17 protein-coding genes, 3 tRNA genes and 1 pseudogene are annotated in these 22,450 nt (G+C 46.0%); 7 read left to right on the forward strand and 14 right to left on the reverse strand.

The annotated features are described in order from the left end of the window. The 10 genes and pseudogenes from ACS8FD_RS09930 to ACS8FD_RS09975 form a co-directional block, all read right to left on the reverse strand. Positions 1 to 314: pseudogene (locus ACS8FD_RS09930) on the reverse strand (RNA-guided endonuclease InsQ/TnpB family protein); the annotation flags it as partial. Positions 315 to 531: 217 nt separating this feature from the next. Continuing rightward, a complete protein-coding gene (gspG, locus tag ACS8FD_RS09935; RefSeq protein WP_439275742.1) occupies positions 532 to 984 on the reverse strand; it encodes a type II secretion system major pseudopilin GspG in 453 nt (150 codons plus the stop codon). Positions 985 to 1,321: 337 nt separating this feature from the next. Continuing rightward, complete coding sequence (gene gspF / locus ACS8FD_RS09940; protein WP_439275692.1) at positions 1,322 to 2,524, reverse strand: type II secretion system inner membrane protein GspF; 1,203 nt, start codon at positions 2,522 to 2,524, stop codon at positions 1,322 to 1,324. Positions 2,525 to 2,643: 119 nt separating this feature from the next. Beyond that, positions 2,644 to 3,645, reverse strand: coding sequence for a hypothetical protein (locus ACS8FD_RS09945; RefSeq protein WP_439275693.1), 1,002 nt, complete (start codon positions 3,643 to 3,645; stop codon positions 2,644 to 2,646). Positions 3,646 to 3,913: 268 nt separating this feature from the next. Further along, positions 3,914 to 4,849 carry a helix-turn-helix domain-containing protein gene (locus ACS8FD_RS09950; protein ID WP_439275694.1) on the reverse strand — a complete coding sequence of 312 codons (936 nt, stop codon included), beginning with the start codon at positions 4,847 to 4,849 and terminating at the stop codon, positions 3,914 to 3,916. A 426-nt stretch (positions 4,850 to 5,275) separates the two neighbouring features. Then, positions 5,276 to 5,351: transfer RNA gene (locus ACS8FD_RS09955), tRNA-His, on the reverse strand. 39 nt (positions 5,352 to 5,390) lie between these two features. Continuing rightward, a tRNA-Arg gene (locus ACS8FD_RS09960) sits at positions 5,391 to 5,467 on the reverse strand. A 99-nt stretch (positions 5,468 to 5,566) separates the two neighbouring features. After that, a tRNA-Pro gene (locus ACS8FD_RS09965) sits at positions 5,567 to 5,643 on the reverse strand. A 229-nt stretch (positions 5,644 to 5,872) separates the two neighbouring features. Further along, the gene (locus tag ACS8FD_RS09970; RefSeq protein ID WP_439275695.1) at positions 5,873 to 7,360 is read right to left on the reverse strand and encodes a 5-methylcytosine restriction system specificity protein McrC; all 1,488 of its coding nucleotides are present in this window, start codon (positions 7,358 to 7,360) and stop codon (positions 5,873 to 5,875) included. Positions 7,361 to 7,393: 33 nt separating this feature from the next. Continuing rightward, the gene (locus ACS8FD_RS09975) at positions 7,394 to 8,827 is read right to left on the reverse strand and encodes an McrB family protein (RefSeq protein WP_439275696.1); all 1,434 of its coding nucleotides are present in this window, start codon (positions 8,825 to 8,827) and stop codon (positions 7,394 to 7,396) included. Positions 8,828 to 8,968: 141 nt separating this feature from the next. On the opposite strand from ACS8FD_RS09975, the gene ACS8FD_RS09980 reads away from it, so the two are divergent. Further along, positions 8,969 to 9,736: a DUF4442 domain-containing protein gene (locus ACS8FD_RS09980; protein ID WP_439275697.1), complete on the forward strand. Its 768-nt coding sequence runs from the start codon at positions 8,969 to 8,971 to the stop codon at positions 9,734 to 9,736. A 101-nt stretch (positions 9,737 to 9,837) separates the two neighbouring features. After that, on the forward strand, positions 9,838 to 10,329 hold the full coding sequence (locus ACS8FD_RS09985) for a RidA family protein (RefSeq protein ID WP_439275698.1): 492 nt from the start codon (positions 9,838 to 9,840) through the stop codon (positions 10,327 to 10,329). A gap of 228 nt (positions 10,330 to 10,557) precedes the next feature. Here ACS8FD_RS09985 and gspE read toward each other — a convergent pair whose 3' ends face one another. After that, positions 10,558 to 12,081, reverse strand: a complete 1,524-nt coding sequence (gspE, locus tag ACS8FD_RS09990; protein ID WP_439275699.1) for a type II secretion system ATPase GspE — start codon at positions 12,079 to 12,081, stop codon at positions 10,558 to 10,560. 315 nt (positions 12,082 to 12,396) lie between these two features. Here gspE and ACS8FD_RS09995 point away from each other — a divergent pair, with 315 nt between their 5' ends. Both ACS8FD_RS09995 and ACS8FD_RS10000 read left to right on the forward strand, forming a co-directional pair. Further along, entirely contained in the window at positions 12,397 to 13,230 is an 834-nt protein-coding gene (locus ACS8FD_RS09995) for a thiazole synthase (protein WP_439275700.1), read from the forward strand. Positions 13,231 to 13,333: 103 nt separating this feature from the next. Next, entirely contained in the window at positions 13,334 to 14,728 is a 1,395-nt protein-coding gene (locus tag ACS8FD_RS10000; RefSeq protein WP_439275701.1) for a WS/DGAT/MGAT family O-acyltransferase, read from the forward strand. A gap of 170 nt (positions 14,729 to 14,898) precedes the next feature. Here ACS8FD_RS10000 and ACS8FD_RS10005 read toward each other — a convergent pair whose 3' ends face one another. Together ACS8FD_RS10005 and dxs are read right to left on the reverse strand one after the other, a co-directional pair. Continuing rightward, positions 14,899 to 15,729: an inositol monophosphatase family protein gene (locus tag ACS8FD_RS10005; RefSeq protein WP_439275702.1), complete on the reverse strand. Its 831-nt coding sequence runs from the start codon at positions 15,727 to 15,729 to the stop codon at positions 14,899 to 14,901. 75 nt (positions 15,730 to 15,804) lie between these two features. Continuing rightward, positions 15,805 to 17,913, reverse strand: coding sequence for a 1-deoxy-D-xylulose-5-phosphate synthase (gene dxs / locus ACS8FD_RS10010; protein WP_439275703.1), 2,109 nt, complete (start codon positions 17,911 to 17,913; stop codon positions 15,805 to 15,807). Between the two features lie 596 nt (positions 17,914 to 18,509). On the opposite strand from dxs, the gene ribA reads away from it, so the two are divergent. The 3 genes from ribA to ACS8FD_RS10025 all read left to right on the forward strand — a co-directional run bounded on the left by ribA (position 18,510) and on the right by ACS8FD_RS10025 (position 21,082). Beyond that, positions 18,510 to 19,163 carry a GTP cyclohydrolase II gene (gene ribA / locus ACS8FD_RS10015; RefSeq protein ID WP_439275704.1) on the forward strand — a complete coding sequence of 218 codons (654 nt, stop codon included), beginning with the start codon at positions 18,510 to 18,512 and terminating at the stop codon, positions 19,161 to 19,163. Between the two features lie 67 nt (positions 19,164 to 19,230). Then, a complete protein-coding gene (hemF, locus tag ACS8FD_RS10020) occupies positions 19,231 to 20,226 on the forward strand; it encodes an oxygen-dependent coproporphyrinogen oxidase (protein WP_439275705.1) in 996 nt (331 codons plus the stop codon). A gap of 385 nt (positions 20,227 to 20,611) precedes the next feature. Beyond that, positions 20,612 to 21,082 (forward strand): c-type cytochrome, encoded by a 471-nt coding sequence (locus ACS8FD_RS10025; RefSeq protein ID WP_439275706.1) that lies wholly within the window; start codon positions 20,612 to 20,614, stop codon positions 21,080 to 21,082. Between the two features lie 101 nt (positions 21,083 to 21,183). Here the strand turns inward: ACS8FD_RS10025 and ACS8FD_RS10030 are convergent, their stop codons facing one another. Continuing rightward, complete coding sequence (locus ACS8FD_RS10030) at positions 21,184 to 22,404, reverse strand: hypothetical protein (RefSeq protein ID WP_439275707.1); 1,221 nt, start codon at positions 22,402 to 22,404, stop codon at positions 21,184 to 21,186. Positions 22,405 to 22,450: the final 46 nt, after the last annotated feature.

A 22,450-nucleotide genomic window follows, 5' to 3' on the forward strand; every position in this document is an offset into this window, starting at 1 on the left:
GGAATCCAGCCCAAACTTCTTCTCTTGGCTTTAGGATTATTGGTACGCCAGTTGAGTTTGGCTTTTTTAAATTGTTTACGAGCCTTGGCATGGGTTTCACTAATAGCTTGCAAGGTTTGACTGTGTAGATTTAGGTAGTCACCCGCGCCTTTGGTGTAAGTGGCCAAATCATAGGCTGAAAAGAATTTTCCTGTGCGCTTGAGGTGTTTAAAACTTAGCTCATTGACGTAATTCCAGACAAAGTTAACCGATCCCGCTAAGAGATTTAGCTGAGTGGCATGTTTGTCTTTGATGCGTAGTTTGAGCGTTTTCATGGGGTGATTATGATCTCAATGCATTTGGTTATCAAGGGGTTGGCAATATTGGGCGACAACGGTTGACGCCTGATATCCACGACCTAGAAGGACGTGGTTTTACGGCGCTGGATGATAAAAAATATCAACCAATAACGACTTATTGATTGATATTGAGTGCTTATGTAGCAAAAGACTGTAGGGCTGAAAGCTAAACAGAGCTATGACCAACAAATCACTATATTTGCGCGTAAATATCCGCGTCCAATCCTTCACCGCCTGGCTGATTGTCCGCTCCTAAAGAGAACAAATCATACTGACGCCCTTCGCTGCCGGGCGAAGCATACTGGAGCTCATTATCCCAGCCATCTGTTGGATAACCGCCCTTGATGTAGCCGCCTTCTGGATAGTTTTTGGCGTCACTTGGCGGCGTAGTCAGCGCATCCAGTCCTTGCCCAGACGTTGGATAGCGTGAGTTGTCCACTTTATACATATCTAGCGCGTTCGATACGGTAGCGAGCGCCGTCTCTGTGGTTTTGACTCGCGCCTTGTCACTTTGTCCCACCACTCTAGGTACGACTAAACCGGCCAGAATCGCCAAAATAACGATAACCACCATAATCTCAATCAAAGTAAAACCAGCTTGAGCGCTTGTTTTTGTCAGGTGGCGCTGATGTTGTTGTGCTTTCATGCTAATCGTTTGCGCTTGCTCCATCATAGTCATCGCTTGCATCCGTACTGTGTTAATAATAAAAGTGACTCATAAAAGGGGGTAAAATTTAATAATAATCACTATAGACTATGAGTTGTTATTTTTCCACTATCGTCAGCGAACTGGCGATGCTCAGTGCTTTATATTTCTAGTGCTTATTATTTAAAACTCAGCATTACGCTTTTTTAGATCTACCCTATCAGCGATACCATAAGCAACCGCTACTATAGCCTAATGTACTCTTTGGCATAAGCGTAAACAGGCACCAGTCAACAATCTACAACAGTGCGCAAAACTTAAGAAAGCTAGCGCTAGTTTATCCTGCTAAGTCATTCATATTGACGATGGGTAGCATCACAGCCATGACGATAATCATCACGATAACACCCATAAACACTAGCATCAGCGGCTCAAGTAGCGACAATAAAGTACTGATAAAGTTAGTGGCTTCCGCTTCTTGCATGTTAGCGGCGCGGCTAAGCATGTTTTCAAGCTCGCCTGAGTTCTCCCCGCTCTTGATCATTTGTACCATCATCGGCGGAAAGTACGAGGAGCGCTCGAGCTGACTTGAGAGACTCGCGCCTTCGGTTACTCGGTCGGCCGCGGTCATAATAGTCTGCTGAATATGCAGGTTCGTCGCCACCGCCGCGCCGATATGCAAAGCTTCAATCAAGGGCACTCCAGAGCGTACCAATATCGCAAGAGTACTGGCAAAGCGGGCGGCGTTCAGACCTTTGGATAATCTCGCTAATATCGGCAGCTTGAGTACCAGGCTATCGATAGCCAGCTTACCTGCCTGCGTTTGCGCGAAGCGGTACAAAACAAACCCAGCTGCCACTAAGACGAATAATATCAGCCACCACCAGTCGGTAATTACATTCGATAGCGTCAGCACTACTTGCGTAATCCAAGGCAGTGCTTGCTCGGATTGCTCAAACACTTTGACAATTTTGGGCACTACAAAGCTCATCAGCCCCATGATGACCGCTGCTGCCATGACCATCAGTATAATGGGATAAACCATAGCACTTTGAATCTTCTTTTGTAGGGCAAAGCGGTTTTCGGTGTAGTCAGCGAGCTGATTGAGGATCAAATCAAGATGGCCGGACTTCTCACCAGCGGCAATGGTAGCGATATAAAGAGGTGGAAAGCTGGTGGCTTGCTGCAAAGCTCGCGCAAGACTCAAGCCCTCTAATACGTGCGAGCGCACCGCTAGCATTAAGGATTTGATATGGGTTTTAGGCGATTGTTTGGCGACGGCCGCTAGTGTTTCTTCTAGCGGAATACCGGCCGCTAGTAGCACCGATAGCTGACGCGTTAGTAGCGCTAGCTCGTAAGCAGAAGGTTTTTTATAGCGATTTTTATGCTTATCTTGTCTGTCATTGACGGCGCTGACCTCTACGGGTGTCCAGTGCTTATCACGTAGCTGCTGGCGTATCTGCCGCGCAGAGTCGCCTTCTAATAGGCCTTTTTGCATCGCTCCTTGGTCATCAAAAGCTTTGTAATGATAAGCGGTCATAACAGCAAGGATCCTAAATGAGCGAATAAGGGGCAGATTAGCGCGATAATACCGCAAACAAAACAACTTTAGCATCAAAGCTTATAAAGCTGTCTTAAGGTTCAAACCTAATTGAAGAGTTAGAATAAAGGAGTCGAATCCTGACTTTCAGGCATCATCCCTTGTAGTAACAATGCCTCTAAGTGCTGCTGTTGTAGTTTTTTATCGAAGTCATTGACCTCGGCAATCAGCATTTTTTCGATACGCTTGTCACTGGCATAAACGCTTAGACGCGCACAAATCACGGCCAATTGATAAACGCGCTTTTTGCAGTAGCTATCTAGACCTTGTAGCAAACGTACCATATAAGGCGTCTCGAGACTGGCGTAATCATAGCCCTCAACCACTTGCTCGCCAAGCGCAGCTACCCCATAGCTTATCGATAGATGCGCACAAAAATAGCAGCTGAATAAATAACCTATGACGTGACCGATGTAATAGCCACGATCGTAGGTGAAGCTACTCACACCAAAATGACCTAAAACATAGCTGTTAAGGCTACCTTGATCGCTAATAGGCTTGTTATGCTTAAGCTTGCCGATAGTAGGCAGGCGCAGCGGATTGTGACCGTCTTGCGCGGTGAGCTGCCAACCTGCCGGCTGCTGGGCGGGCATAGTGCTTACGATATCAGCGATAATATCATCGACCACATGTAGCTGCTGCCAAAGACGCTCTATAGACTCCACCTCGAGCAAACCGCGCTTATCGAGCTGCTGCGCGAGCGTAAACTGCTGATATTCAGCGAACTGCGTCTTCAAGGTTTGCACTAAATAAGTAGGACGCATATTCGCAGGCGCTAGATAAAGTAGGCGCGTACGCTCATGCTGGGCACGATAGAGCGCGATTCTCTGCTCCGCCACACTGCTCTGCGTGTCGAGCGCTGCTACACTTTGATCCACAGCTACAGGTACTAAAAACCGCTCTAATAGCTCAGCCTTATTGGGCGCTTTCGTAGAGGATAATGGCTCGTGATACACCCTATCTTTATTTGTATGGTGATCACTCTTTGTATCATTGTCACTGCTATCTTGAGCGGCAGGCTCTAGCACAGTAAAGGCTTGCTCAGAATTTTGTTGGGTCATAGCATATCTTCGCTAACAAAAATAAATATCGTTTTGGCAGTATCGTTTTGGTATTAATACTCTAAAACGAGTGACTGTCTACTGTCTATAGTACCTTAACCCACTACCATTGTCAGCTATCCTGAGCACAGATAACGCCCCGTTTTATATCTTACAAATAAAAAAAGCACTAAGATTATGGCTCTAATCTTAGTGCTTTTCGCGTTATAGATGACTATCGTTTATGACAGCGGCGCATCATGTCTGATATCTTTGTATCATGTCGTACTTAGACCGCTATCTTTTTTTGATACTGCTGGCGATAGGCTTTTGGTGAAACGCCATAGACGCGTTTAAAAGCTTGGCTAAAGGTAGAGTCTGAAGCATAGCCGACCAGCTCACTGATACGGCTGATACTGTTTTGCTGCAAACGCAAGTAGCGTGACGCTAAGCGTAGACGATAACCAATTAAGTAAGTCAAGGGCGGCATACCGACGACCTCTTTGAAGCGCTGCGCAAAGCTCGAGCGCGACATACCAGCCACTTCAGCAAGCTTATGAATCGTCCAGTTCTGGCTTGGGTCACCATGCATAGCTGCTATCGCTTTAGCTAGATAAGGGTCTTTTAAGGCTTTTAACCAATTATCTGTCGTCTCAGGTAAGCTCTCTATATAAGTGCGCAAACACTCAATCATCATAATACCGGCCCAGTGATTGATGACCGCCATTTTACCCATACGCTCTTTTTCAGACTCTAAAGTTAATAGTTTGACCTCAATATCCACAACCCCAAACCTAGCATCACGAGCTTCGCTCAGCTCAGGCAAAATCGACGGTAGTACCGACAATAAGGGACGAGTCATCTCCTTATCATATTGACACTCAATCAGTATCAAAGACGCATTGTTATCGCCAGTAGCGTTTAGCTCGATAACCTTATTAACTTCATTGACCAATCTAGTGTCCAAAGGTTGAGCATCATTACCATGATAATTCAGCGCATAGCTGATATGCTGAGCGGCATTAGATATCATAATAATATCACCTGCGTTAGCTTGGCGCACCTCATTGCCGACATCAATACAAAACCCACCGGATAGGACTAAATAAAACAAGATGGTGTCTTTTTTATCAATTGAATAAGACCAGTTGCCAACGCCATTCAGACGATGATATCTGGTTTCGAACAAATTCACGTTTTGTAGTAACACGCTTAGTGCGTCCATCGACTTTTCCTTCAACAATCCAATGACTAATTAGTCAGCGGTAGCAAAATAAACCACCTATCTGTTAGCAAACAAGTTAAATCGCTCAATTTGGACTCTAAATAAGAATATACATACGTTAAACACATCTTAGCCTTAAACAATACCACTAATTTCGGCTTCTACAAAGCATATAAAAGCTTGGATAAAAGCTCAAACATAATCGCGATAGCTTAGCGAACATATAAAAAAAGCAGGAAACCATAAAATCTAGACGCAAAAAAATGCCCAAGAAGGCAAGCGTTAATAGATTTTATATCTATTTAGGGTTTAAGTATTTAGGAGTTTAAGCTAAAAGGAAAGATAGGACTAAGCTTTGTAAGCTACAGAACAGTGAGCTACAAGGTTTTCTAAGAAAATAAAGAAGGGGGCAAAACAAGAAAATAATGGGGCGACTGATGGGACTCGAACCCACGACAACCGAGATCACAACCCGGGGCTCTACCAACTGAGCTACAACCGCCATAACTATTGCCAAGGAAGGCAAGATTTGCAGGCTAAATGGTGCGCCTGGCAGGATTCGAACCTGCGGCCACCTCCTTAGAAGGGAGATGCTCTATCCAGCTGAGCTACAGGCGCTCTTAAGGGCTTTTTATCTATTTAGGCTTGTCTATGATTTAAATCTAAGCAACTAAACCATTATACATAAAAAAAAGCCTGTAAGGCTCTTAAAATAGATGGTCGGAGTGATAGGATTCGAACCTACGACCCTCTGGTCCCAAACCAGATGCGCTACCAAACTGCGCCACACTCCGAAAGTCTCTATTGTCTCGATGACGTAAACAGTTAAATAATTATTGGCTACCAGACGAACTGCGCTTTTAATTACTTCGTGTTCCTCGCTATCGAGGTGCACATATTAAGGGGTAATGACGATACTGTCAACACCTATTTGTAAATAATTTTATTCGGCTCTATTTTAAAGATGAAATTAGGGTGTATTGACTACTTTTATCGAAACCGTTTCTCACCACAGTTACTGCACTAAACAGACCCTAGGAGCTGACCCGTCAAGACATTAAATGGCATGAGCCAAAGCGTTCCCTCTGTCGGCTCAGTGCTAGAAGCGCTTTGATTTTGAATGCCGTTTGCCGCTTTATTTTTGGCTCTAGTAGCAGGGCTGAAACGCGAGTCAAGATGACGATGCAGTGCGATCGGTCGCTGTCCACTATCAGTCACAGGATAGACCAGCCACACTTGCTGAGCCTGATAAGCCTGCGCGTAACTACTCAGCTGATAAGCATCACTAGCGCTAATATCACTAGCTTTTGCTAAAAGCTTCCACTTGATATCTATTACATGGCTACAATGGCGGGTAGCGATACCGGAAGCGCTGCCCTGCTCTGCCACCTGTCGATAGATCAATAAATCAGGACGCATAGACAGCTGAGCTTGGCCTAACTGATCTTTAAGCCAAACGTGCTGGGAGTGATAAAGAGGCAGATAATGACCTTGCAACTTCGTAAAGCTAGCGGCGATACTTAAGCTCGCCCACTGCTCGAAGGCTTGGTTCATATTAAGCAGCAAACACAGTTGTAAGGGCGGCAAGTGAGGGCTAGCTTGTTGTTGGCTTAGGTTTTGAGTACTCAAGCCATGACCTGTCAGCATCGTTGAGGCTTGAGTCTTAAGTAACCAATAAGCAAACGCTAGTAGTTGCTGAGACGCCTGACGCTGTTGTCTGGCAACAGGCTGCTGGCTAAGCTGCTGCTTAGCACTGGTATATAACGAGTCGAGCTGCTGATACTCATGCGGACTAAGTGCAGTGATAGAGCGCCACGCTAGCCAATATTTAGGCAACAACGGAGCCGCTACTAATGGCTCAACAAGCTGCAGAGCGCTTTTGATCAGTCGATTGCTAAGCATCTTCGTGCTGAGCGTACTGACTTCGCTGATAAACTTATGCGGCCGATAGCTGTTATCTCGTAGCTGCTCTTTGATGAGCAGTTTGCCTTGCAAAGTCGCTTGGTTCTGTATCTTCGTCTGATAGTGCTGACTTGGCTGATAGCGACTCAATAGCTGCAAAAACTGCTCTAGTAGCCACTGCGAGATAGGAACACCTACTACCGGCAGCGGGGTCAAATTAGCGCTAGCTTGACCGAAGTTTTTGAGCGCTGGCAGCTGAGCATCGTTGGCGTTGATCAAAGCGCTTAGCATCTGCTCAACCCATTGGCGAGTTTGTACTATATTCTCCGAATGTGAGGTTTTAGCAGATTTTTCACTAAGGGTGTTAGCAATCGCTTTTGGTAATATCTCCAACGTGATATGACTGGGCAGAAGAATGACGCCTATATAATGGCCGACTTTGAGCTGCCATTGACCGCGCTGACGCTTGATACTAAATACCGGCAGCTCTTGCGCCATTAGCCACGCAAAATCGTTGGCATAAGCAAAATCTTGTACCGTCAACCGTTGGTGCTCATGCACGCTCATCACTGCTTGAGCTTCACTGTCTATGTTTGTTTTAGATGCCATCGTTTATTCTTTGGGAAGGGTTGCCATATAGCTTCAATATAAGCGCTGATACGCTGCCGCTTGGGCAAACTTGCCAGCGCCAGTTAGCAAGTCAGCATTGATAACGTAACCGCTAGTGCTTAGAGTAGAAGAACCAAAAATGCTGTTAGACGCCAAAACATTAGGATAAGCAGCGATATCGTTGTGAGCCCCTGCATCCTCATGCGCTGTGTGCTGACTGCTCATCTGTGCATCACGAATGAACTGCGCTGCCAAAGGTTGATCTTCATCACGAAATAAAAACTGTAGCACCTTTAGCTGTCCGCCAGTCGCTTGTGCTAATTGCGGAATGATTTGCTCTACTAACGCGGCTTGTAGCTGCGTCAAATCGTTGACGGTCAATAAAAACGCGTGGCCTAACTGCGCTTCTTGCCCAAGCGTCTGCGTAATTCGCTGATTAAGCCCGGCCAATAACTGTCCTAAGTCAACAACATCCTCATCGACGCGAATCGTCGCTAGCAATTCAGGCTGCGGCGGACAATCAATGAAGCGAAAACGTCGGCGCAGTGCCATATCGAGCGGGGCTAACGAATGGTCTTGGGTGTTCATCGTGGCATAGATATCGACATTGGCTGGAACGCTAAAGGAGCGTCCAGAATATGCGAGTGTCACAGACATAGCATTGGGCAAGCCGATACGTTTGTCCGGCTCAATCAAACTCAAAAGCTCGCCAAACACGCGAGAGACGTTGGCGCGATTGATCTCATCAATCAGCATAGCGTAACGCTGCTCGGGATCCTGAGTTGCCCGCTGACACAGCTGCAAAAACGCGCCGTCTTGTACCTCGTAGCTGACTTGCCCCGAGCTGTGAGCGCCGAGCACCGGACGAATGCCCTCGACAAACTCCTCATAACCATAAGCCTGATGAAAGCTCACCATACTGAAACGCTCGTTGCGCATGGGCTGTGTACCACTAGCTTGAGCTTGCTTTGCTTGGTGATACTCGGTTAGCTGATGCTGTAAGTCCTCTAGTAATGTCACACTATCGGCTAACAAATACCAAGCGCCGCTCTCATCTTTATCAAAATAAGCTTGGCTGGCGCGCTTATCACAGCTGACCGTTTGTGAGCTGACCGGACTATGAGTCTGGAGTACCGACCAGACGGTGTTATTAAGGTTTTTGAGTCGCTCATTCTGCGCCGCTTTTATGACAAAAAACTCATGCGCCACGATTTCTGGTACTTTCACTAACTCTTTTTGCTCAGCTTTTTTATCTAATAAAATCAGGCAAACCACTTCACGCCAGCTTAACTCACTGACCAGCTGTGTCATCCACGTTTGTTGGTCAATGGTAGGTAAACAGTCGCTGTACTGTTTAGCGATTTGTAGCAGCCGATAAGTTTTGCCCGTGCCCGCGACACCGCTATAGATGACATTGACAGGATTTCGGCTAGTAGGTAAGGTTTCGGTAGGTGTCAAAGGTCTCATAACGTCACTGTATATCACTGTATTTTGAGGGCGTGGTAGTTTATGCTAATAGACAAAACGATAAGTCGCTCAATGCTAGCATATGTTGCTTATCTTTCACTAAAATATGACTGTTAAACGGCCTCACTCTAGGAATACTATATGTCAGGATTATTCAATAACCTACCCCGTAAATTAACCAAAAAAGTCACCGAAAAGGTTCCCAGTCAGCTGCCTGAAAAGGTAGCAGAAGCCATCAGTACGGTAACGGATAAAGAGGTGCAGACCAACGCGCCAGCCAGTACCTTAAAGCCTGTGAATAATCAATTCTCTAAGCTATTATCGGTCACTAAATATCTGCCTAGCGGCGCCCGCTCTACCATTTTATCCAAAGCCTTTGGCAAAGTAGTGCCTTATGTTGGGACTACTGGCGTTTATTACGAAACCGTCGAGCCCAACCAAGTGGTCGTCAGCTTAAAAAACGATAAAGGCGTACAGAATCATATTGGCTCTATCCATGCGGTCGCCGTGACTTTGCTGGCTGAAACGGCAACCGGGTTTATCTTAGGACTCAACTTGCCAACAGATCGGATGCTACTGATAAAATCTTACTCGGTCAATTTTTATCGTCCGCTAAAAAAAGGCCAAGTCGCTGCAGTCGCTACTTTGTCTGACGAGCAGCGCTTAGAGATTCTAAATACGCCAAAGGGAGAAATGGTTATCCCTTGTGTCATCAATGATAGAGAGTCTGAAAGCGCGCGCGACCCTATCACCGTTGAGATGACTTGGGCCTGGATACCTAAATCTGAGCTTGAGGCGCGTCGTCAAGGCCGCGAGCAATCCGCGCAAGAGTCAGAAGCAAATAGCACTGAAAACCCTGAGACAAGCTCTACGGATAAAGAACAAGCCGATACTGAGCTCAAAAGCTAGAATTAGAATTTATTGATTAATACCTCAACTAGCAATAGCATTCACCATTTACAACGCTAGTCAAAAATGACTAAAACCAAACCTGCAATAATAAGGATAAAATGATGACTACTTATCATAAATCGCTCGCTACAAAACTTGGCAAAATAGTACCCACGGCAGCACTAGTCTTAGGCTTAGCTTTTAGTGCACAGGCGGCAACAACGACAGCTAACCCTACTTTGAGCCAATCGAAACCTATATTTTTAGGTGATGGTGGCGACTATCCTTTTTCATCCGCGGTTCGCGTTGGTGATACCTTATACATGTCAGGCCAGATTGGTTTTAAAGACGGTAATTTAGTCGAGGGCGGTGTCAAAGCAGAAGCTAAGCAAGCGCTAGATAATATCAATGGCGTGCTGTTGCAATACGGCTACCAAAAATCAGATCTCGTTAAATGTATGGCTATGCTCACGGATATGAACGACTTTAACGACTTTAATGAGGTATATAAAGCCGAGCTGAGCAAGCCTTATCCAGTACGTTCCGCTTTTGGAGTGGCAGACTTAGCCGCCAATGCTAGCGTCGAGATTGAATGTATCGCTGCTAAGTAGTAAATGGCTTAGTCTTAAAGGCTCAATACGCTCTAATATAAGGTCTATTGAAAACAAAACTGTTATAAATTTAGACGCGCTACTGGTATAAATTTTACTTGCTTGCTGTGCGACTTCGTCACTCCAGAGGCTGCACAAAATCCATCCCAGTAGCGCTATGTCATTTTGAAGTGTATTAACTATAGTACGTTATAAAAATCATATAAAGACCGTTATTTTTCGCATTATTTATATCGGTAAAGCGTCCTCAAGTAGGGCGCTTTCTTTTGTGACCCGCAGTACCTCCTCAAGTGTGGTGCGACCCGCGATGACTTTATGTAAGCCATCAGCGCGAATCGATGGCGTCTGCGCACGCGCGTAGGCTTCAAGCTCAAACTCTGCGGTATTACTATGTATCATCCGCCGCAACGTATCGTCGATAGGCACGACTTCATAAATAGCGGTACGTCCCTTAAAACCCGACTGATTACATTTATCACAGCCGACAGGTTTTGGCAGCTTGATGGCGCTTTGGTTGTCGATTGCGATCTCGGTAAATAGTTTCGCTTGTTCAGGATCAGCGACTTGCCAACGATGACAATGACTACATAACGTACGTACCAAACGCTGCGCCACTACCCCAATCAAAGACGACGATAATAAAAACGGCTCCACGCCCATATCTTGTAAGCGGGTCACCGCGCCAATGGCAGTGTTAGTATGCAAAGTAGATAGCACTAAGTGACCGGTTAAGGAAGCTTGCACGGCAATCTCAGCGGTCTCAAGATCACGAACCTCCCCTACCATAACTACATCTGGATCTTGACGTAACATCGCGCGCAAGCTTTTAGCAAAGGTCATATCGACCTTATTATTGACCTGCGTCTGCCCGATACCATCGAGCTGAAACTCGATCGGATCTTCGGCGGTCAAGATATTGCGCGTCTGATCATTGAGATCAGTTAAAGCGGCATAAAGCGTGGTGGTTTTACCTGAACCTGTCGGGCCAGTAACCAGTATAATACCGTGCGGCCGATGGATCAGGCGTTTAAGCTCGTCATAGTCGTTATCGGCAAGCCCTAAGTAAGTCATATTGAGACGCCCTGCTTGCTTATCGAGTAGACGCATCACCACTCGCTCGCCAAAGCTTGAGGGCAGCGTCGATACCCGTACATCCACTTCGCGCCCCGCCAGTCTGAGACTGATACGCCCATCTTGCGGCACGCGCTTTTCAGCGATATCAAGCTTGGCCATGACCTTGATACGCGACACTAATAATGGCGCCAGTTGCCGCTTGGGGGTAATAATCTCTTTGAGCTCACCATCAACGCGAAAGCGCACCACTAAGCGCTTCTCAAAAGTCTCGATATGGATATCTGAAGCATTTAAACGGATAGCTTCTGATAACAACGCATTAATTAGCCGAATAATAGGTGCGTCGTCTTGGCTATCCATAAGATCTTCGGTCTCAGGAACACTATCTGCTAAGCTATCGAGATCGGGGTGATCCTCGAGGCCTGCGGCAATATGCTGTGACTCACCAGTATTGCCTGCATAAGCGGCATTCATACGTTTTTCAAACTCGTCAGGACTGACGCTGCTATACTCAGGAGCCGCGCGCAGCCCTTTCTGCTGCAAAAAACGCACCGCTTCATTGATAGCCGATAGTGGCGTGGCTTTAGTCAGCACCAGCCTCGGCGGCATATCAGGATCGATGGCAGGTATTGCCAATAACTGATGGCGCTTAGCAAAGCTGTACGGCAATGGCATCATAATGGTGACCTAATAACTAATGAATCTAAAAACTGGATTATAAAATAGCTTGCACATAGACCGTTACTTTATAACGTTGAAAGATAGAGTTGAAAGTTTTTTAGTAAGCTTCTATGATTTTGTTATAATAACACTTTTGCTACTTTTGAGCGCGCGAGTAATAGCTAGACTGTACTATTTATTCACCATATTATCTTGATGACGTTTATCTTATTTTGCTCAAAACAATCCCTAAACAATCCATTTTTTTAACTTTTATTTTAGTAGCGCCACTCTTCAAACCGCCTTTATAAATAAGCTATCAGGACTCATGATATGTCACAAGCGATAACGACAGCTAACGACCACAGTGCTACAACTGTAGACGATTTAGATACTTTCACCGTAGGTAGTCGGACATTTTCATCGAGACTGCTAGTCGGTACTGGTAAATATACAGATCTGACCCAGACGGGTAACGCTATTACTGCCTCAGAGGCTGAGATCGTCACCGTAGCTATTCGCCGGACCAATATCGGCCAAAACAGCGATGAGCCTAATCTGCTAGAGGTTATCTCACCAGATAAATATACCATACTGCCTAACACCGCCGGTTGTTTTGATGCTGATAGCGCGGTACGCACTTGTAAACTGGCTCGTGAGCTACTAGGCGGTCACAACCTTGTCAAGCTTGAAGTGCTAGGCGATGAAAAAAGCCTCTACCCTAATGTCACTGAGACCCTAAAGGCCGTTAAGGTATTAATCGATGATGGTTTTGAGGTGATGGTCTACACCTCAGATGATCCTATCGTCGCCCAAGAGTTAGAGAGTATGGGCTGCGTCGCCATTATGCCTTTAGGAAGCTTGATTGGTTCAGGTCTTGGCCTGCTAAATCGCCATACTTTGAGCTTAATTATTGATAATGCTAAGGTGCCAGTCTTAGTTGATGCTGGCGTGGGTACCGCCTCCGATGCTGCTATCGCGATGGAGCTTGGCTGTGATGGCGTACTGATGAACTCAGCGATTGCTCATGCGCAAAACCCAATATTGATGGCGCAAGCTATGAAACTAGCGGTTCGCGCTGGCCGCGCCGCTTTCTTAGCAGGGCGTATGCCGATGCGCAGAATGGCTACCGCCAGCTCGCCGCAAACCGGCTATTTCTTTCAATAGTCTTTAGAGTCAGCTGAATCTTATTGTATATTATTTTTAATGAATATTTATTTAGTTGGTTATAATACCCCTCTATCGCCCTATCGCCATAAAAGGATTTAGCATGCGACTAATGACAGCAGTTGATCAACTCTTTTTACTCCTTGAGTCTCGTAAGCAGCCCATGCACGTGGGCGGCTTATTTTTATTTGAACTGCCAGAAGAGGAACAAGGAGAAGATAGCGACTTTGTTTATCAGCTCGTCCAACAAATGCAAAACTCTGAAGTGCCGCCAAGCTTTCCATTTAATCAGGTATTAGAAAACTTGCTATTTTGGAAGACAGATGATCAGTTCGATGTTGAGCACCATTTTCGACATGTGGCGCTACCCAATCCTGGTCGCGTGCGTGAGCTATTAATGTACATCTCCAAAGAGCACAGCCGTCTATTAGATCGCGCGATGCCGCTTTGGGAATGTCACGTTATTGAAGGTATTTTACCAGAAGCCGAAGGTAGGCCTCAGCGTTTCGCTTTATACTTCAAAATTCACCACTCTTTAGTCGATGGCATTGCCGCTATGCGCTTGGTACAAAAAGCTTTGTCACAATCACCTAATGAGCCGGTGACTCTGCCTATCTGGTCGCTCATCACCCGTCATGGCAAAAAAGCTGAAAACTTACTCCCCGTTGCGCGCTCCGCTTCGCGTATATTCAAAGAGCAATTATCGACTATCAAGCCTGTATTTACTGAGCTTATCGATAACTTCAAACACAATGGCAAGCCTGATTATGTCGGTACTTTTGATGCGCCTATGAGTGTACTCAATCAGCGAATCTCAGCTTCACGTCGTATTGCTGCCCAGTCTTATGATTTACAGCGTTTTCACACTATCGCTGCCGCCTTTAGTGTTAATCAAAACGATGTGGTGCTTGCGGTTTGTGCCGGCGCTATCCGTCGCTATCTACTCACTATGGACGCGCTACCGAGCAAGCCTTTGATCGCTTTTGTCCCTATGTCTTTACGCAGAGATGAGAGCGCCTCTGGTAATCAAATCTCCTTTTTGATGGCCAATTTAGGGACGCATCTCGAAGATCCCGTCAAGCGTATGCAGCTGATTCATGACAGTATGAATAGTGGTAAGCGCCGCTTTCGCCGGATGAATAAGGCCCAAGTCATTAACTATAGCGCCATCGCTTACGCTTGGGAGGGTCTCAACGTTCTGACAGGGATATTCCCCAAAAAACAAGCTTTTAACCTGATTATCTCGAACGTACCAGGCTCAAAAGAGCCGCTATACTGGAATGGCGCGCCGCTAAAAGCGCTATACCCTGCCTCCATTTTGGTCGATGGGCAAGCGATGAATATTACTTTGGCGACTTACTTAGATAGGATTGAGTTCTGTATCACCGCTTGTAGTAAGCTACTACCTCATGTACAAGATATTTTATTATTAATGGAAGAAGAGCTAAGCTTGCTTGAGAGCATTTGTGAAGAGAAGCGCTTAGGCGTTCGCTACTGATTTGACGGCGGCAATTCGCTAGTCATTGAAGCTTAGTATTTGCTCTGTTTCAAATAAATAAAAAAGCTGACCTCTATGAGGTCAGCTTTTTTGCTATTAATTTTTACTATTGGTTTTACCGCTTTTTATCAACTATTTAAACATAGCGCTGTTTAACTGATGTTAGTTAATTAATGTAGCGCGTCACCCCAGCATGGGACGACCGTTTGCATGAGTGGTTTTAATAGTTTGACGTTACAGGCAAAGATAGAGCCTGAGGTCATAGAGTTATGAGCGCCGGTATGATCGACCACAGTACCGCGAGCTTCGGTCACAATCAACTCGCCTGCGGCGATATCCCAAGGCTTGATAGACATCTCGAAATAGCCATCAAAACGACCTGCAGCTACGTAGCATAAATCTAGCGCCGCTGAGCCTAGACGGCGTACTTGCCCGCCCGCTTCACTGACCTTTTGCAAGCTCTCAAAGTGCTGTTTGGCATAAGAGACCACTTCGCCGTTGCGATGGCGCTCTAGCGGATGACCGGTAGTGAATAGACCGCCCTCTAAGGTTTTGCGATCAGTGACTTGCATACGGCGGTTATTCAAACGCGCGCCTTTACCGCGGCTGGCTGAAAACATCTCATCACGAACCGGATCGTAGACAACGCCGTGTTCAGTCACGCCTTTATACTGCACGGCGATAGACACACAAAACTGCGGTATGCCGTGGACGAAGTTTTTAGTGCCGTCTAACGGATCGATAATCCAGCACCAATCAGCATCTTCACCGCGCCCTTGTTGCCTGCCAAACTCTTCGCCTAAGAAGGAATGGTCAGGATAGCTGGCTTTGAGCATAGCAATCGTTAACTCTTCGCTGTAGCGGTCAATACGAGTCACTAGACCATCGAGTCCTTTTGACTCTGTATCTAACTCGACTTTGTGACGGTTTTGATGCGCGTATAGTATCTCTTTACCGACTTTTTCGGCAGCACGCGCTGCGATAACGACCATGGGTTCCATAAATAACCTATTTACTTGAGTGATAAAATAATATGTAAAACATTGAAGGAAATAATACTGATAAAAAAAGACGCCTTAAGATAAAAGCTGCTGAAGCTGCTTGACGACTCCTATGACATCTATACCACTGTCAGCCCACTGCTCGGCTTGTGAGCCGTGCGCGATAAATCGATCCGCAATACCGATATTACGAAGTAAAGGACGCTGCTGTCTGAAAGCTGCTGAGTCATTAAGTAGATACTCATTGACCGCACTACCGGCGCCGCCCATAATCATATGCTCCTCAACTGTGGCAATATGAGTCACTCCTTGCGCCAGTATTGACTCAATCAGCTCGCTATCTAGAGGTTTGACCCAGCGCATATTGACCACTTGGACTTGTAGTGTGTCGTCACCGCTACTCTTGCGGCTTTGTTCCATGATATGAATTGCAGCCTTCTGCGCTGTCGCGACCATTGTACCAAAGGCTAAAATCGCAAGCTTAGTAGTCGCATTATCAGCTCCCAGTACAGACTCTATCACTGCTTGTCCCACTTCGTATTGCTGCAGCGGGCGCTGAATGACCGCACCAATGCCCTTCCCCCGTGGATAGCGAACCGCGGCTGCGCCTTTATACTCATAACAAGTATTCAACAGCTGATAACACTCGTTTTCGTCTTTTGGCGCGGCGATTATTATATTGGGCACGCAGCGCAAAAAAGCAAAATCAAATACTCCAGCGTGGGTAGCGCCATCCTCACCGACCAGTCCGGCTCTATCGATAGCAAAAGTGACATCAAGATCTTGTAGTGCCACATCATGGATAAGCTGATCATACCCGCGCTGCAAAAAAGTCGAATAGATAGCGACGATCGGCTTGACGCCTTGCGTTGCCATGCCAGCTGCCAAAGTCACCGCATGCTGCTCGGCAATAGCCACATCAAAGAAGCGCTCTGGAAACTGACGAGCAAAGTCAGTCATGCCTGAACCTTCTTCCATCGCAGGCGTAATAGCAAGCAAACGCTCGTCGATAGCGGCTTTATCGCACAAAAATCGTCCAAAAACTTGCGAATATTTTAAGGCAGAAGTAGCAATAGGCGCTTGCTCGGCGCTTTTTTCTTCGCTATGAATATCGTTATTTTGAGTGGCATCCAACTTAGGACTTGTCTCAACAGGCAATTTGCTAATGGCATGATAGCCAACAGGATCCGCTTCTGCTGGCGCAAAGCCTTTGCCTTTGGTGGTGTAAATATGTACCAGTACAGGGCCTGATACTTGCTTAGCCAGCGATAATACTCGCACCAGCTCAGGGATATTATGACCATCAAAAGGGCCAAAATAAGTAAAGCCTATCGCTTTGAATAAATTATCTTCTATTACTGGTACATCACGATGTTCTTTGTGACGTTTACGGCGATCAAAGCCTTGCATATGAGGGCGATGGCATAAAATAGGTTCGCCAGTATCTGAGATATCGACTTGATAGCCGGACTCCCATAGCATCGCTAAATGACGCGAGAATCCGCCGATAGAGCAAGATATCGACATATCATTATCATTCAAAATTACCAGTAAGTCAGCATCTTGTTGTACGGCATCATTCATCGCTTCAAAAGCCATACCGCCGGTCATTGCCCCATCACCAATCACACAAGCGACGGTCTGCTCAAGGCCTTGATGACGCAGCGCCAAGCTCATACCTAGACCGGCTGAGATAGACGTTGAAGAATGCCCCACACCAAAGGTGTCATAAACAGACTCTACGCGCTCAGGAAATGCGGTTAGCCCATCTTTCGCACGAATACTATGCAATTGCTCACGGCGGCCGGTTAGGACTTTATGAGCATAAGCTTGATGCCCAACGTCCCATACGATTTGATCGCTTGGCGTATCTAATAAATAGTGCAGCACGATAGTGAGCTCAATAACGCCTAGATTGGCACCGAAATGACCGCCGCTTTGTCCTGCTGAATACAATAAAAACAGCCGTAGCTCATCTGCTAAAGTTAACAGCTGCTCTGCATTTAATGATTTAATATCTATAGGCGAGTCAATAGCATCGAGCAGCGGCGTGTTCGGACGCACATGCGGAATCTGCACATAAGTCTGTTGCAATGCTGACAGAGGCCTAGCAGAATGGGAAGCTGGTAACGTAGACGAATCAGCTGATAAATAAGACTGTGAGGAATGAGAGGATTGCTGCATAAACCGTACTATACCTACCAATCTGCTGACAAGGCATCGCCTTACCATACTGTTATATATAGATGTTACAAGTGACTCTATGAGCTGTATAAAATACAATCAAGCGATGGCGACGCTATGTCAGCGGCCCTCGATATCGACTTAATAGACTCATTGCTGTCCCACCACGCGCTGATAGCATACCGCATTACTCTGGATTTATAGCAAGCAATGTTGACGAGGCAGTAGAGTGAGGACAAAGACTTGTCACTGTATCTGTTAAAATAGTATGGCATAATAGCATTTTTTTTAATCTGACGCTTTAATCATCGTGCATCGTCTGTGAACTTTGTGTGTTTTTCTGCTCAATCGGCATCTACCCTAGTATTTTGGATAAAAGCAACTATATAGTCCTATAGACGCAGCTATTTTTAGACTTTACGTATTTTTTATAGTAGGTGTTTATCTTATGATTGCTGTCATATCCCTACTTATAATTTGTGTACAACATCGTAAACAGATAAACAAACCTTAATTATAAACCCTCATTGATAATAAAACCGCTTTTAGACTTAACGGTTTTTGATTACCCGATGATTGGCCTTTGCAGGACCTAAATGTCATACCAATTTATTACTAGCGCAGCCCTACCTACTCATCATGGCGATTTTGATATTCACGTCTTTGAGAATGAAGACGGTCAAGAGCATGTGATGCTGACCATAGGCTTGCCTATAGATAAGCACAATGAAGATAAGCAAAATAATGCAGCCAATCGGCCAGTACCACTGGTTCGTATTCATTCTGAGTGCTTAACCGGTGATGCTTTTGGCTCTTTGAAATGCGACTGCGGTCCGCAGCTCAATACCGCGATGCAAGCCATTCAAGAAAATGGCTGCGGCGCTATCTTATATCTACGCCAAGAAGGACGTGGTATCGGTTTGACCAATAAGATTCGTGCTTACGCCCTGCAAGATCAGGGCCATGACACCTTAGACGCCAACTTAATGTTAGGCTTGCCAGCAGATGCTCGCATTTATGATATGTGTCAGCCGATGCTGGCGCACGTCGGTGTGGATGAGGTTCATCTCATCACTAATAATCCTGATAAAGTCGCTTATCTGAACGAAAATGGTATCAAAGTCGCTAAGCGCATTCCACTAGTCGTTGGTATCAATGACGCCAATGCTGACTATTTGGCTACCAAGCGCGATCGTATGGGGCATCTATTCGACAAAGAGTTCAATACCGCAATCCATCTCAATAAATAAGGTCTGCGTTAGCGTAAAAAGACCTTAAACGGCATACTTAAACACACCAGATATTATAGATATTTTTATGAGTTATTCTGATAGTACTAACCCCAATAGCCACCCTCATACTGAGCCTGACACCCCTACTCACGATGACATTGCGCGTGTACGCGCCTTTTTAGTTGAGCTCCAAGCGAGCATCTGTCAAGCGTTAGAAGCGCAAGAGCGCAAGGGCGGCGGCAATGCCACTTTTGTTCCTGATGATTGGGAGCGTCCAGAAGGTGGCGGCGGTCGCTCCTGCATTTTGGCAGATGGTGAGGTTATCGAAAAAGCGGGCGTGATGTTCAGCCATATCCATGTGCATAACTTGCCAGCTTCAGCGACAGCGCGCCACCCCAATATTGCCGGTCGCAGGGCGCAAGCGATGGGCGTCTCTTTAGTAGTCCATCCCAAAAACCCTAACGTTCCTACTAGCCATGCTAATGTGCGTCTGTTTGTCGCCGAGGCTGAAGGCGAAGACCCGATTTGGTGGTTTGGTGGCGGCTTCGATCTGACGCCATTTTATCCGGTACTGGCAGATTGTGTGCACTGGCATCAGGTCTGTCATGATCTGTGCGCGCCCTTTGGCGATACGGTCTACCCTGATTTCAAACAGTGGTGTGATGAGTACTTCCATCTGCGTCATCGTGATGAGCAGCGCGGTATCGGCGGCCTGTTCTATGACGATGTCAACTTTGAGAGTCGCGGTTGGGATTTTGAGACCTGCTTTGACTTTATGAAAGCGGTCGGTAATGGCTATCTCGATGGTATTTTGCCTATTTTTGAGCAGCGTCAAGACATTCCTTTTACCGATGAGCAGCGCCAGTTTCAGCTTTATCGCCGTGGTCGCTATGTCGAATACAACTTAGTCTACGATCGTGGTACGCTATTTGGTCTTCAAAGTAACGGCCGTATTGAGTCTATCTTAGTCAGTATGCCGCCGCTTGCCAGTTGGCATTACCGTTTTGAGCCAAGCCCCGGCACAGCCGAATTTGAGCTGACGGATTACTATTTAAAGCCGCGTGATTGGTTGACTTTGTAGCTTTTACCGATACAATGAACGCTACTTTTACAAACAAGTGTTTTATTCATCGCTTGTGGTACGGTGTTATTGAGAGTTAATGTAGTAGTTGGCTCATTATAGTTAGCTATTAGTGAAAACTTACTTTTAGGTCAGCTTTTAGAGCTGGCCTTTATCGTTGTAGAAGCTTTATAGCGGGCTGATTACACAAATACTCTACACAACTTATCACTACACCCTTTATATTTAAAGCAATAAGTATAAAGAAAGTTCATTGTACTTTTATCATACTTTTTAACTTGTAACACTTTTTAACTAAGAGCACCCTTTTAACGACAGCCACTTTTTAGGCAAAGCATTAGATAATGTGCCTAATTCAATAGCCATTAAATAAGGAAGTTTGCATATGCTATCCCTTCACCACAAGACCCCGCTAAAATCTATCTTTGGCATCGCTTTGATGTCTGTCGCCTTGAGCATAACCGCTTGTAGCGACCCTGTAGATCCCGACGTAAAAGCTCGTCAAGATATTATGAAAGATTATGGTGATGCGATGGGTATCATGGGCGATATGGTAGAAGCACCGGACACCTTCGATGCGGAGCTTTTAAAAGACCAAACGTCATTTTTGGCAGAAGCGTCACAAAACCCTTGGATTCATTTCGAAAACCAAGAAGCGATTGGTAATGCTACCGAAGCAGTTTGGAGCGATAATTCAAGCTTTGTCGCTGAGTCAGAGAACTTTCAACAAGTGACTGCTGAATTAAATAATGTCGCTCAGACTGCAACTAGCGTCGATGACTTTGCACCCGCCTTTAAAGAAGTGGGCGCTAGCTGTAAATCTTGTCATACTGATTTTAAAGTAAAAACGGATTAATACTATAACGATAAATTAATCTTAATAGGTTTAAAAATACAACCGCTATATCAATGCTATAGCGGTTTTTTGCTGCTGAATTAAGCCATTCATTAAACTCATTAAGTCTCGTCAGCAGCGAATAGTACATTGCGTACCACTGAGCGCGAATCCGCCGAGCCGCCAAGTGAACCCGACAGCACACCTACCGAAGCTAAAAAAACCACCAGCCGCATGTGAGCGCCCAAGGTCGCGCCATCCTTATCCGATGTCCAAGTACTCATCAAAGGGTCCGGGAAGACAAAGACCACCACGCCGTACATCAGCACACCAAACATAAAAAACAGACAAATCAGCGTTAGCATCAACGCCAAATAAGTGGCGGCAGCTGTCACCACCGAACTCTCAGAGGTCTGCCCTCGCCGCGTGGAGATCAGCCGAAAAGAAAAAGCTCGATAAAGAACAAAGCTGGCGGCCAAAAAACTGGTCAACACAAAAACAGCCAACTGCGCATAAGACACCGAAGCGGCGAAGTCCCACGTCTCTCCGCCAAAGATAAGCACAATAATCACCGACAGCGCCGCCGCGATCATAGTAGGTAGCTTGGTAGTGATGAGTAACGGGTTGGCGCGGATAGCACCGCGTAGGATACGCGGCAGATTACTTAAGATATGATGGACGATAAAGGCAAGTTTGCTGCCCTTTTTGCTACTTTGGGAATAGCGGTCATTAGCCTCGCGCGGCAGATTTTTGACCATTTGCTGATGCTGAGCCTCTGTAAAGTGCTGCATGGCATCTAGTTCATCTGCTGCTTGTACGCGAGCTAAATAATTGCTTGCATCCGTGGCGTAGTCTAGATTGAGCAGGCGTCCGAAACAGTGCAACATCAAGGTCGTCAGCCGTTCGGTGCGTAGTGCCGTTTGTGAGCGCATATCTTCGCTACTATCGACCAACCGCCGCGTAGAGATTACCGCCACATTGGTGAGCTGGGAGGGTAGCGCTAGCAGGTATGACATCGATGCAGCAGCAATCTCTACATCGGTGATCACCAGCAAAAACGCTAACTTGCGCTCGGTCTTCTCATTAATACCAATCTGTACAAAATCAAGCGCGTGGTAGCCGTTTTCATCTGGAGTGAGGCCTGGCCCTGTAAAAGAAAAAGACGCGACTTCTATATTTAACCTGTCCTGTATGACTTGATTAAACTTAACCATCGCCGCCTCGGTCAAGGTGTCTACTGTGTCTGATGTATTTAAGCCAGCCAAATCATTTGCATTGGCATCGTCTGTCCTCTCAGCGAGGCTAAGTTTCATGATACCAAGAGCGATAGTTCTGTTAGTCATAAAAAGAGGCTTTTGTTAGACGACTATAGCAACCGTCTCGGCGATC

It is taken from the genome of Psychrobacter sp. 1U2 (assembly GCF_051847575.1).

Bases quoted from the DNA above. Each gene is read 5' to 3' on its own strand.
- gspG (WP_439275742.1), bottom strand. From the start codon at position 984: ATGAAAGCACAACAACATCAGCGCCACCTGACAAAAACAAGCGCTCAA.
- ACS8FD_RS10000 (WP_439275701.1), top strand. From the start codon at position 13,334: ATGCGACTAATGACAGCAGTTGATCAACTCTTTTTACTCCTTGAGTCT.
- ACS8FD_RS09945 (WP_439275693.1), bottom strand. From the start codon at position 3,645: ATGACCCAACAAAATTCTGAGCAAGCCTTTACTGTGCTAGAGCCTGCC.
- ACS8FD_RS09995 (WP_439275700.1), top strand. From the start codon at position 12,397: ATGTCACAAGCGATAACGACAGCTAACGACCACAGTGCTACAACTGTA.
- dxs (WP_439275703.1), bottom strand. From the start codon at position 17,913: ATGCAGCAATCCTCTCATTCCTCACAGTCTTATTTATCAGCTGATTCG.
- hemF (WP_439275705.1), top strand. From the start codon at position 19,231: ATGAGTTATTCTGATAGTACTAACCCCAATAGCCACCCTCATACTGAG.
- ACS8FD_RS10030 (WP_439275707.1), bottom strand. From the start codon at position 22,404: ATGACTAACAGAACTATCGCTCTTGGTATCATGAAACTTAGCCTCGCT.
- gspF (WP_439275692.1), bottom strand. From the start codon at position 2,524: ATGACCGCTTATCATTACAAAGCTTTTGATGACCAAGGAGCGATGCAA.
- ACS8FD_RS10025 (WP_439275706.1), top strand. From the start codon at position 20,612: ATGCTATCCCTTCACCACAAGACCCCGCTAAAATCTATCTTTGGCATC.
- ACS8FD_RS09985 (WP_439275698.1), top strand. From the start codon at position 9,838: ATGATGACTACTTATCATAAATCGCTCGCTACAAAACTTGGCAAAATA.
- ACS8FD_RS09980 (WP_439275697.1), top strand. From the start codon at position 8,969: ATGTCAGGATTATTCAATAACCTACCCCGTAAATTAACCAAAAAAGTC.
- ACS8FD_RS09975 (WP_439275696.1), bottom strand. From the start codon at position 8,827: ATGAGACCTTTGACACCTACCGAAACCTTACCTACTAGCCGAAATCCT.
- ACS8FD_RS09970 (WP_439275695.1), bottom strand. From the start codon at position 7,360: ATGGCATCTAAAACAAACATAGACAGTGAAGCTCAAGCAGTGATGAGC.
- gspE (WP_439275699.1), bottom strand. From the start codon at position 12,081: ATGATGCCATTGCCGTACAGCTTTGCTAAGCGCCATCAGTTATTGGCA.
- ribA (WP_439275704.1), top strand. From the start codon at position 18,510: ATGTCATACCAATTTATTACTAGCGCAGCCCTACCTACTCATCATGGC.
- ACS8FD_RS09950 (WP_439275694.1), bottom strand. From the start codon at position 4,849: ATGGACGCACTAAGCGTGTTACTACAAAACGTGAATTTGTTCGAAACC.
- ACS8FD_RS10005 (WP_439275702.1), bottom strand. From the start codon at position 15,729: ATGGAACCCATGGTCGTTATCGCAGCGCGTGCTGCCGAAAAAGTCGGT.